This window comes from Mesorhizobium sp. M1A.F.Ca.IN.020.03.2.1 (assembly GCF_004023205.1).
Lineage (GTDB): Bacteria > Pseudomonadota > Alphaproteobacteria > Rhizobiales > Rhizobiaceae > Mesorhizobium.
Genome location: NZ_RZSV01000158.1, coordinates 1 through 9605 on the forward strand (window position 1 = coordinate 1; position 9605 = coordinate 9605).

Consider the following 9605-nt stretch of genomic DNA (forward strand, 5'->3'; position numbering starts at 1 on the left):
TGCTGGCACGCTTCGGCATCGACGAGACTGAAATTGAAGCCCTTGTCAGGTCCGGCCTGTTTGGCCGATAGCCGGAGAGTAGAAATCAACTTATCGCGGTGAGCGCTGTGACCGAGACCAGGAAGGATGTCATCCGCGAGACCGACACCGAGGCCGTCAGGCTGGCGAAGACTCTGGTCCGCTCGGCCCGCTTCGGCGCGCTTGCGGCGATCGAGCCCGGCACCGGGGCGCCGCTGGCAAGCCGGGTCGGCGTGGCGACCGACATCGACGGCGCGCCGCTGATCCTGGTCTCGATGCTGTCGGCGCATACCGGCGCGCTTCTCGCCGACCCGCGCTGCTCGCTGCTCGTCGGCGAACCCGGCAAGGGCGATCCGCTCGCGCATCCCCGCATCTCGCTTGTATGCCAGGCGCTGCGGTTGGAGCGCGGATCGGCGGGTCACGCCCGCGCCGAACGGCGCTATCTCAACCGCAATCCGAAGGCGAAACTCTATGCCGGGCTCGGCGACTTCTCGATATTCCGGCTCGAGCCTGAACGCGCCAGTCTCAATGGCGGCTTCGGCAAAGCCTATCTTCTGGATCGCGCCGACCTGATCGCCGGCGGCCCGATCGTCGAGGAGCTGGCGGCCAGCGAACAGTCGGCCCTGGACCACATGAATGCCGACCATCGCGATGCGCTTTGCATTTATGCGCGCCATTTCGGCCGGGCCGAAGGCGATGGCTGGATCGCTACGGGTTTCGATGCGGACGGCATGGATCTGGCTTCTCCGGATGCCACCTGCAGGGTCTTCTTCCCTCGGCCTCTCGGCACTGCCGGCGAGTTGCGGTCCGTGCTGGTCGAGATGGCCAGGGCCGGGCGCGCCGCAGGCCGGGCACAGTAGCGAAAGTTAATCGTCCCGGATCGAAAGCAACTCTTGAGATTTAGGTAAAATGATCTACCTTTTGTTGCAGCGCCGATTCAGCGGCGCTCCCTGACCTGAATATCGTGGAAATCAGCCGCCATTGCCCCCATGGCAGCTGGATGAGCCAGAAAACATGGGGGATCCATGATCTCAAGCAAGCTAGTCGCCAACGCAGAATCGGCTGCCGCGTTTCTGACGCTCATGGGCAATGAAAAGCGGCTGCTGATCGTCAGCTATCTGATCGAGGGCGAAATGTCCGTCGGCGCCATCGCCGAGAAAGTCCAGTTGAGCCAGTCCGCTCTGTCGCAGCATTTGGCCAAGCTGAGAGCGCTTGATATCGTCGAGACGCGTCGCGATCGCCAGATGATCTATTATTCCTGCAACTCCGACGCGGTGCGCGAGCTGCTTCGCACGCTGGAAGGCATTTTCGGCGACGGCGACCTGTCTCAGATGGCCTACAGGATGCGCCGCGCCGGGACTTGACCCGGGCTCTGCAAAGCCCCTTACCTTGCTGACGATCGTTCGCCGGCGAGATTTCTATGAACCTCATCCCTGTCGACGACCCGCGGGATCCGCGTGTCGCCGCCTATCTCGATATCCGCGAGCGCGATCTCGTCGGCCGACATGGGCGCTTCGTCGCCGAAGGCAAGGTGGTGCTGGATCTTCTGCTGTCGGCCGGACGCTTCGCGGCGGAATCGGCCCTCATTCTGGAGAACAGGCGGGCGGGCCTCGAAGGTGTCTTGCGGAAGGCGCCAGCCGACCTCCCGATCTATGTCGTAAACGGCGACGTCATGGACCGGATCGCCGGCTTCCACATGCATCGCGGCGTATTGGCGATTGGCGTTCGGGGCTCTCCTCAACCGGCCGAGGTGCTGCTCGAAACCTGGCCGGCAAGCGCGTTGGTCGTGGTTCTGGTCGGCATATCCAATCATGACAATATGGGCTCGATCTTCCGCAACGCCGCAGCCTTTGGCGCGGACGCCGTGCTTCTCGATCCCACCTGCTGTGATCCGCTTTACCGCAAGGCGATCCGCGTTTCGGTCGGCGCGGCGCTGAAGGTGCCCTTCGGCTCCTTCGACAATGCGATGAGCTTGACCGCAACGCTTGACCGGATGGGTTTCGCCCAGTTCGCGCTCTCGCCGCGCGGCGAAACGGACATCCGCGCTGCGGAAAGAACGTCTCGGCTGGCCCTCTTTCTCGGCACGGAAGGCGAAGGCCTGCCCGAGACCCTGCTCAGTCGCCTGCGGACCGTACGGATCGGCATGGCGGAGGGATTCGACAGCCTGAACGTTGCAGCCGCATCGGCCATCGCCCTGCATCACTTCTCGAAACGATAGCGGCGCAGGACCAAGACGCTCCGCTCGCCACGGCATTCGGATCAGTTGCTTGCGTTGGCCTTCTGCAAGGCCCTGACACGGTCCGCGAGGCTGATGCCGCGCTCGCCGATATCTTGCCGCTCGTCGCGAGGTGTCGCCAAGGCCTTGGCGATCGGCGAATCCGGCCCTTCCAGCTTCATCGTCAGGTTGACGACCTCGGCTGCCAGTTCGTTCATTTGTTCGCGAAGCGCCGCACCGGCGCGCGGCGCGTCGCCTGCCTGTTCGGGCTGTGCCGTTTCGAGCACGGCAAGATCGGTCTTGAGCCGCTTGTTCTCCCGCGCAAGCGCCGTCAGCCGCGCCTCTAGCCGCTCGCGATCGCCTTCGAGCTTGGCGATGGCATTGTCGATCCCTTGGACTTCGTCGGCCTTATGCGTTCCGCCATTTACCGCATGATCTTTGCTTGGGCGTTCGCGCATCCGCGCAAGCTCCTTTTCGCGCCTGTCCAGCTTTTCCTCGCGGTCGGCAAGGGTTGCAAGCAGCCGTTCGACCTTCTTGTCCAGCTCGGCCGTCCGCTTCTTCTCCGCCTTGAGCGCGTCCCTGGCGGCTTTGCTTTCCGCTGCCAGTTCCTGATTGCGCCGGTCCGCTTCCTTGCGCTGGCTGCGCAGCACCGCAATGTCATTGGCAAGCTTGTCCAGTTCCGATTCGCGGGCGACGAGCTCGATCTGGCGGTTTGAGGAAGAAAAGCTGGCTTCGTCATACATCTGCTCGAGCTTTTGCAGCTCCAGCGCGCGCTTCTCCAGCGAGCGCTCCGCCTGCGCCAGCTTTTCCGTAAGCTTGTGCAACTCTTCCTCGCGCAGCCTGAGCTCCGCGTTCTTGGCCTGCAGATCGGAAAGCGCCTGAGTCTTGTCCTTCTTCTCGACCGCCAGTCCCTTCAGGGCCTCCTGGGCGCGGCCGATCTCGACCAGTTGCTCGGCCACCTTTTCCTTCAGATTTTTGATGTTCATCTCGAGTCGGCGCGTGTTCATGGCGAACTCGGCGCGGATACGGTCCTTCTCGGCCAGCATCTCGGCAGGCGTCAGCGGCATCGAGGCCTCAAGGCGCCGGCGTGTCAACACGACGGCCCGCCGCCAGACGGCCGGCGCGATCAGCGACACCAGAAAGGCCGCGCAGAGGAAGCCGAGTGCGAAGAACAGGATCGACTGGACCAAGGTGGACTATCCGTATGCGAGGCGGCAACCCGCCATGCCGACTGTGCCACCTTGGCATGGCGGAAATCCAGCGCCGCGGCAAGAGCACGCCGCGGCACGATCAGTCTTATCCGAGCGGCTGTGGCAATCCTGTCCGGTCAGAACGGATTCCACGTCGCCCGCTCGGTCAGCTTCAGATAGCCGAGATTGACGCCGAGCCGGGCACCGACCCCGGTGCGGATCGGAACGAGCAGCACTCTGTTGCTTTGCAGCACGTTGAAGCCGACGCCCGCCACGACATAAGCCGATCCGGCGACGCCGCCGAAGCGGTTGTAGAGGCTGCTGATATCGTCGAGATTGTAGACCAGCATCATCACGCGCGAGCCTTCGCCGCCGAAATCCCAGCCGAGCGATGGGCCTTGCCAGAACACCTTATGGTCGCCGGCGTTCTTGGTGTACAGCGTGCCCTCGCCATAGGTCAGGCCGCCGATCAGCGCGCCGGATCCCTCCTCGCCGAGCAGATAACCGTTTGGCAGGCCGTAGGACGCGAACACCTTTTCGACCACGGTGGCGAGGCCTCCCGACGTCGCGCCGAAGAACTTGTGGCCGGAATCGACAATCTCTTGCGCGGTGTATTCCTGGGCCCGCGACGCCGAGGTTGAGAGGATGAGAGCACCCGAGAGGGCGATCGTCATGGTGAGGACGCGGACGAACATCCGGTCAAAGAATCGGGAAAACATGCTTCCAATCTCCGTCAGGGAGCACTTTCGCCGACGCCTCGTATCCCTACGGCTCTTGGCGGCCGTTTCGAGATGACTGTTACGGGCAAACTATGCCGTAATCCTTTTTCAACCATTAAGCTGGCGCAGGAAGATGGCGGTTCGAGGGCTGAAGAGCCTGACACGATCTCTATCAGCCTCAATTTCGCGGCATCACGCACCATTTTCGCTGTCCGCAGCTGTGGATTTGTTGATGCATGGACGGGCGCTGTGTATTCAGAAGGCCTTGGAAAAGAGCGTGATTCGCGTAGCGGGCGCGACAACGTTCGGCCATGACATGTGAACCAGCAGGGATTTCTCCGATGGCCGAGCTCTTCACCCTCTCCGCCCCCGATCTGGCTGCGCTTTTGTGCAGCCGCGTATGCCACGACATCATTTCGCCGGTCGGCGCCATAAACAACGGCCTCGAACTGCTCGATGAAGGCGGCGCCGACGAAGACGCCATGAAGCTGATTCGCCAGAGCGCCAGGAACGCCTCGGCGCGGCTGCAGTTTGCCCGCATCGCCTTCGGCGCCGCGGGCTCCGCCGGCATGATGATCGATACCGGCGACGCCGAGGCCGTGGCCATTGCCTTCCTGAAGAACGAGAAGCCGGAACTTGTCTGGAACGGCGCCCGCGCGCTGCTGCCCAAGAACAAGGTCAAGCTTCTGCTCAATCTCATTCTTGTCGCCAATGCCGCCATACCGCGTGGCGGCAGGCTGGTTGTCACGTTGGAGAACCTCGAGACCGAACCGCGTTTCTCGCTGTCGGCGAGCGGCCCCATGCTGCGGGTGCCGCCGAAATTCCTCGAGCTGCATTCGGGCCACAAGCCCGAGGAGCCGATCGACGCCCACTCGGTCCAGCCTTATTACACGCTGCTTCTGGCGCGCGAGGCGAACATGACGATCTCGATCCATGCGACGGCCGATGAGATCGTGTTGTCGGCGGCCTGAGGCGACAGCCAAGAACAGGTCAAGTATCCATTGTCACTGATCTTGCAGCTGGCAGTGCGATCGAAGCATTGCCTGCCGCCTGGCACTGCAATGCATCGCAGGCCAAAACCGCGCAAAGCGGTTCTTTGGAAAAACTTTACCTAACCGCTTTTCGGCTTCTTTACCAGATTGTTCTAGGGTGCCTCACGGTTACCGGATTGCCGGTTCGGCAGATGGCAAAGAGGACCCGGAAATGAAACGCTGCCTGTTCGTGGACGACTCGAGCGTCATCAGGAAGGTCGCGAAGCGTATCCTTGGCGGCTCGGACATCGTGGTCTTCGAGGCGGCCAGCGGGCTTGATGCGATCGAGATCTGCTCCGGCGACATGCCCGATGTCATTGTTGTCGACGGCGGCCTGCCGGATATGCAGGCGGTCGACCTCATTCGCCGCATCCGTGCCATCGAAAACCCCGTCAAGCCGCAGATCCTGGTCTCGCTCGTCGAAGTCGATGTCGGCTCGATCATGCGAGCGAAACGTGCCGGCGCCCAGGGTTACCTGCTGAAGCCCTTCAACCGCGCGCAGTTGCTCGAGAGCTTCCGCTGAAAATCGCGGCCTGAGCTTTTCGACACCCCAAACAAAAACCCGGCCTGAGCCGGGTTTTTTGTTTGAATTGGCAGAGGATCAGGCGCTGACGCGGATGTCTTCCGGCTCACGCAGCACATAGCCGCGGCCCCACACCGTCTCGATGTAATTCTGGCCGCCGGACGCTGCGTCGAGCTTCTTGCGCAGCTTGCAGATGAAGACGTCGATGATCTTCAGTTCCGGCTCGTCCATGCCGCCATAGAGGTGGTTGAGGAACATTTCCTTGGTAAGGGTCGTGCCCTTGCGCAGCGAGAGCAGCTCAAGCATCTGATATTCCTTGCCGGTCAGGTGCACGCGCTGGCCGCCCACCTCGACCGTCTTGGCGTCGAGATTGACCACCAGGTCGCCGGTGGTGATGACCGACTGGGCGTGGCCCTTGGAGCGGCGCACGATGGCGTGGATGCGCGCCACCAGCTCGTCCTTGTGGAAAGGCTTGGTCATATAGTCGTCGGCGCCGAAGCCGAGGCCGCGCACCTTATCCTCGATTCCGGCCATGCCGGAGAGGATCAGGATCGGAGTCTTGACCTTGGAGAGGCGAAGCGTGCGCAGCACCTCATAGCCCGACATGTCGGGAAGGTTAAGATCGAGGAGGATGATGTCGTAATCGTAAAGCTTGCCGAGATCGACCCCTTCTTCGCCGAGGTCGGTCGTATAGACGTTGAAGCTTTCCGATTTCAGCATCAACTCGATGCTCTGTGCGGTTGCACTGTCGTCTTCAATCAGCAGAACACGCATTTCATTCCCCTTTTCTGCCGCCGGGCCGCGTCACGACCCGTCCCGAACCCGGAGCAGTGATTGCCTGAACAGAAGGTGCCACCGACTGGTTAACAAATCCTAATTTCGTGTCGGTCACGATATCAGATTTTTTAACCCGTTTCTACACCCACTTGAATCTAATAACGAATCGTAGACCCAAATCGCTCATGTACCACATTAATAAGCAAGCCTAAGTGACTCCAGAGACTCGCAGGCCGCGCTTCCTGCCGCTGTCCGGAATTTTTACCCGGCCTTAAGTCCTCGCCCGTATGATTAACAATGCCCGTAAACGAATGGTTACCGCCGGCAAAAATCTTTAGGGCTTTGTTTCCCATAGAGCGGGGAAAGCCGGTGGAAACGGGCGACGCGTAGGCCTCTCGAGGTCGATGGGACGATATGCAGGTGTGCGTTTTGCGGAGTACCGAGTCATGAAGTCACGTGAAAACCTCGTTCGGCTGAAGCAGTTTCAGGTGAATGAGAAGCGGCGCCAGCTGTTGCAGCTGGACATGATGATCGCCGAATTCGAACGCATGGCCGTCGAGTTGGAGGCGCAAATCGTCGCCGAAGAGAAAAAAGCCGGCATCACCGACATCAACCATTTTGCCTATCCGACCTTCGCCAAGGCGGCACGCCTGCGCCGCGACAACCTCAGGAACTCGCAGAACGATCTTGCCCAGCAGCGAACCATGGCCGAATCATTACTCGGCGAAGCTGAAGCGGAGCTTTCCAAGGCGGAGATGCTGGAATCGCGCGACAGCAAGATCCGCGACACGGAAGTGGGCGGCCGCAGCGCCATGATCGGCTGACCGCCAAACGCAATTGATGCCTCGGAGGACTGCCGGCATCGTGGTGTCGAACCACGAGCCGAAAAAGCCCGGCCTCCGGCTTAGGGCAGCATCGCCGTCTCATCATCCTGATGGTCCGCCGACGCCCGCGCACGGGCATCCTTGATGTCGGGCGCATGCTCTTCCGCCCAGGACCTGATCTGGCTGAGCAGTCCCGCAAGGTTCTGGCCGAGCTCCGTCAATTCATACTCGACCCTCGGCGGTATGACCGGGTAGACCTCGCGCCGGACGAGCCCGTCGCGCTCCAGCACGCGCAGCGTCTGCGTCAGCATTTTCGGCGTGATGCCTTCCAGCTTGCGGGCGAGCTCGCCATTGCGCAGGCGGCCGCGCCGCAACGCGCAAACCGTCAGATAGACCCATTTGCTGGCCAGCATTTCGAGCACCGTATGCGACGGGCATGTGCGCCGGAATGCATCGTAGCCAAAGGAACCGCTGTCTTCACTATCCATGAGGTATCTATATATCCGAAAGGTGCATACTAGACAAGAGATTGTTACTATCCAAACGATAGCGGCAGAAATCAAGCAGGAGACCATCCAATGCGTGCCGTTACCCAGAATACCGTTGGCGAACCCGACGTCCTCTTCGTGGCCGAACAACCGGCCCCCTCGCCCAAGGCCAGCGAGGTTCTGGTCCGCGTCAAGGCCGCGGGCATCAACCCGGTCGATGGCGCGGTGCGCGCCGGCTACTTCCCTCTCATCGGCGAACCACCTTTCATTCTCGGCTGGGATATCTCGGGCACCGTCGAGGCGCTGGGCACCGGCGTGACCGCCTTCAAGGTCGGCGATGCGGTGTTCGGCATGCCGCGCTTCCCCAAGCAGGCCGCCGCCTATGCCGAGTTCGTCGCCACGCCGGTGGACGAGATCGCAGCCAAGCCTGCCGCCATCGACCATGCCCAAGCCGCGGCGCTGCCGCTGGCCGGGCTGACCGCCTGGCAGGGTCTCGTCCGCCACGGCGGCCTGCAATCCGGCCAGCGCGTCCTGATCCACGCCGGCGCCGGCGGCGTCGGCCATCTCGCTGTGCAGATAGCCAAGGCGCGCGGCGCCTGGGTCATCGCCACTGCGAGCCCGGACAAGCTTGAATACGTCCGCTCGATCGGCGCCGATGAGGTCGTCGACTACACCAACGGAGATTTCACCGAACGGGTCCGCGATATCGATCTGGTGCTGGACGCCATGGGCGGCGACCATGCCGACCGGTCACTGAAAGTGCTGCGCGAAGGCGGCGTGCTGGTGTCGCTGCTCAACGTCCACGATGCGACAAGGGCCAAGGCCGGGGAGCGCAACATCCGCGTCGAGCGCATGTCGGTGGTGCCGGATCGCGAGGGGCTGGTGGAACTCGCCAGGCTAGTCGATGCCAGGAAGCTCGCCGTGCACGTGGCGAAGGCTTTTCCGCTGAACCAGGCGGGTGCCGCCCATGCCTTCCTCGCCACCCGACCGATCGGCAAGGTTGTGCTGACGGTTTGATCAGCGCAGATCCCGGAAGCAAAAGGGCGCGGAGTTCCGCGCCCTTCTTTGGTTTCCGGCAGTCGGAGCCTAGTGCCGGTACTGCTGGATCCGCGTCGTGCGCAGCCCGGCAAGGCCATATTCGTCGATCGATGCCTGCCAGGAGAGAAACTCCTCGGTGGTCAGCTTGTAGCGCTGGCAGGCCTCTTCCAGGCTGAGTAGTCCGCCGCGGACCGCCGCGACGACTTCCGCCTTGCGCCGGATAACCCAGCGCCGTGTATTCGTCGGCGGTAGATCGGCTATCGTGAGAGGGCTGCCGTCGGGCCCGATAACATATTTGACTCTAGGTCTAACCAGATCGGTCATCGTACTCTCTACTAAAACTCAAAGACCCAATCCCCGCCACCGTACCGCCACAGCTTTAAAAATTGCCTAAGCGAAGCCTAATGACTAGGTAAGGATCGTGAACGTCGCGTTAGGTTTTCGTTCGGCATTTGAGATAATCGGGGTCCGGCCCTGATTTTGCCCGATAAAATCGCTTGAGGAGCCAAGCTGGCGCCGCCGGGATGCTTGACCTATATTCCGGCCATTGGCAGCCAGCGCCACGCAGATTGAAAGAACCATGAACAGCCTCGATCTTCCCCGACGCCCAGAAGACACCCGCGTCGTCGTCGCGATGTCGGGCGGCGTCGATTCATCGGTCGTTGCCGGCATCCTGAAGCGCGAAGGCTATGATGTTGTCGGCGTCACCCTGCAGCTTTACGACCACGGCGCGGCAACGCACCGGGCCGGTTCCTGCTGCGCCGGCCAGGACATCGACGACG

General features: G+C 61.9%; 13 protein-coding genes. 8 read left to right on the top strand and 5 right to left on the bottom strand.

What is annotated here, in order from left to right:
• Nucleotides 1-107: 107 nt before the first annotated feature.
• The 3 genes from EOA79_RS22070 (at nt 108) to EOA79_RS22080 (ending at nt 2236) form a co-directional block, all read left to right on the top strand.
• Nucleotides 108-878 (top strand): HugZ family protein, encoded by a 771-nt coding sequence (locus tag EOA79_RS22070; RefSeq protein ID WP_095823571.1) that lies wholly within the window; start codon nt 108-110, stop codon nt 876-878.
• Between the two features lie 165 nt (nt 879-1043).
• Nucleotides 1044-1382 (top strand): metalloregulator ArsR/SmtB family transcription factor, encoded by a 339-nt coding sequence (locus EOA79_RS22075; RefSeq protein ID WP_066994170.1) that lies wholly within the window; start codon nt 1044-1046, stop codon nt 1380-1382.
• A 56-nt stretch (nt 1383-1438) separates the two neighbouring features.
• Nucleotides 1439-2236: an RNA methyltransferase gene (locus EOA79_RS22080; protein WP_127335438.1), complete on the top strand. Its 798-nt coding sequence runs from the start codon at nt 1439-1441 to the stop codon at nt 2234-2236.
• 41 nt (nt 2237-2277) lie between these two features.
• Here the strand turns inward: EOA79_RS22080 and EOA79_RS22085 are convergent, their stop codons facing one another.
• Entirely contained in the window at nt 2278-3423 is a 1146-nt protein-coding gene (locus EOA79_RS22085; protein ID WP_095823317.1) for a hypothetical protein, read from the bottom strand.
• A gap of 137 nt (nt 3424-3560) precedes the next feature.
• The gene (locus tag EOA79_RS22090; protein ID WP_245299591.1) at nt 3561-4097 is read right to left on the bottom strand and encodes an EipA family protein; all 537 of its coding nucleotides are present in this window, start codon (nt 4095-4097) and stop codon (nt 3561-3563) included.
• A gap of 386 nt (nt 4098-4483) precedes the next feature.
• Here EOA79_RS22090 and EOA79_RS22095 point away from each other — a divergent pair, with 386 nt between their 5' ends.
• Both EOA79_RS22095 and EOA79_RS22100 read left to right on the top strand, forming a co-directional pair.
• Nucleotides 4484-5113, top strand: coding sequence for a histidine phosphotransferase family protein (locus tag EOA79_RS22095; RefSeq protein ID WP_067326376.1), 630 nt, complete (start codon nt 4484-4486; stop codon nt 5111-5113).
• 232 nt (nt 5114-5345) lie between these two features.
• Nucleotides 5346-5696, top strand: a complete 351-nt coding sequence (locus tag EOA79_RS22100; protein WP_095823318.1) for a response regulator — start codon at nt 5346-5348, stop codon at nt 5694-5696.
• 78 nt (nt 5697-5774) lie between these two features.
• Here the strand turns inward: EOA79_RS22100 and ctrA are convergent, their stop codons facing one another.
• Nucleotides 5775-6470, bottom strand: coding sequence for a cell cycle two-component system response regulator CtrA (gene ctrA / locus EOA79_RS22105; protein ID WP_006203583.1), 696 nt, complete (start codon nt 6468-6470; stop codon nt 5775-5777).
• Nucleotides 6471-6919: 449 nt separating this feature from the next.
• Between ctrA and EOA79_RS22110 the strand changes: the two genes are divergently transcribed.
• Complete coding sequence (locus EOA79_RS22110; protein ID WP_066994149.1) at nt 6920-7297, top strand: flagellar export protein FliJ; 378 nt, start codon at nt 6920-6922, stop codon at nt 7295-7297.
• 80 nt (nt 7298-7377) lie between these two features.
• Here EOA79_RS22110 and EOA79_RS22115 read toward each other — a convergent pair whose 3' ends face one another.
• A complete protein-coding gene (locus tag EOA79_RS22115) occupies nt 7378-7785 on the bottom strand; it encodes a helix-turn-helix domain-containing protein (RefSeq protein ID WP_066994146.1) in 408 nt (135 codons plus the stop codon).
• Nucleotides 7786-7875: 90 nt separating this feature from the next.
• Between EOA79_RS22115 and EOA79_RS22120 the strand changes: the two genes are divergently transcribed.
• Entirely contained in the window at nt 7876-8802 is a 927-nt protein-coding gene (locus tag EOA79_RS22120; protein ID WP_095823319.1) for an NADP-dependent oxidoreductase, read from the top strand.
• A gap of 69 nt (nt 8803-8871) precedes the next feature.
• Here the strand turns inward: EOA79_RS22120 and EOA79_RS22125 are convergent, their stop codons facing one another.
• Nucleotides 8872-9147 carry a DUF1153 domain-containing protein gene (locus tag EOA79_RS22125; RefSeq protein ID WP_006203587.1) on the bottom strand — a complete coding sequence of 92 codons (276 nt, stop codon included), beginning with the start codon at nt 9145-9147 and terminating at the stop codon, nt 8872-8874.
• A 256-nt stretch (nt 9148-9403) separates the two neighbouring features.
• On the opposite strand from EOA79_RS22125, the gene EOA79_RS33705 reads away from it, so the two are divergent.
• The coding region (locus EOA79_RS33705; RefSeq protein ID WP_245489912.1) for an asparagine synthase-related protein at nt 9404-9605 on the top strand (202 nt) is incomplete at its 3' end.

What these genes read in the sequence shown, in the direction of transcription:
- EOA79_RS22090 (WP_245299591.1), bottom strand. Translation starts at nt 4,097, where the DNA reads ATGACGATCGCCCTCTCGGGTGCTCTCATCCTCTCAACCTCGGCGTCG.
- EOA79_RS22120 (WP_095823319.1), top strand. Translation starts at nt 7,876, where the DNA reads ATGCGTGCCGTTACCCAGAATACCGTTGGCGAACCCGACGTCCTCTTC.
- ctrA (WP_006203583.1), bottom strand. Translation starts at nt 6,470, where the DNA reads ATGCGTGTTCTGCTGATTGAAGACGACAGTGCAACCGCACAGAGCATC.
- EOA79_RS22075 (WP_066994170.1), top strand. Translation starts at nt 1,044, where the DNA reads ATGATCTCAAGCAAGCTAGTCGCCAACGCAGAATCGGCTGCCGCGTTT.
- EOA79_RS22080 (WP_127335438.1), top strand. Translation starts at nt 1,439, where the DNA reads ATGAACCTCATCCCTGTCGACGACCCGCGGGATCCGCGTGTCGCCGCC.
- EOA79_RS22095 (WP_067326376.1), top strand. Translation starts at nt 4,484, where the DNA reads ATGGCCGAGCTCTTCACCCTCTCCGCCCCCGATCTGGCTGCGCTTTTG.
- EOA79_RS22110 (WP_066994149.1), top strand. Translation starts at nt 6,920, where the DNA reads ATGAAGTCACGTGAAAACCTCGTTCGGCTGAAGCAGTTTCAGGTGAAT.
- EOA79_RS22100 (WP_095823318.1), top strand. Translation starts at nt 5,346, where the DNA reads ATGAAACGCTGCCTGTTCGTGGACGACTCGAGCGTCATCAGGAAGGTC.
- EOA79_RS22115 (WP_066994146.1), bottom strand. Translation starts at nt 7,785, where the DNA reads ATGGATAGTGAAGACAGCGGTTCCTTTGGCTACGATGCATTCCGGCGC.
- EOA79_RS22125 (WP_006203587.1), bottom strand. Translation starts at nt 9,147, where the DNA reads ATGACCGATCTGGTTAGACCTAGAGTCAAATATGTTATCGGGCCCGAC.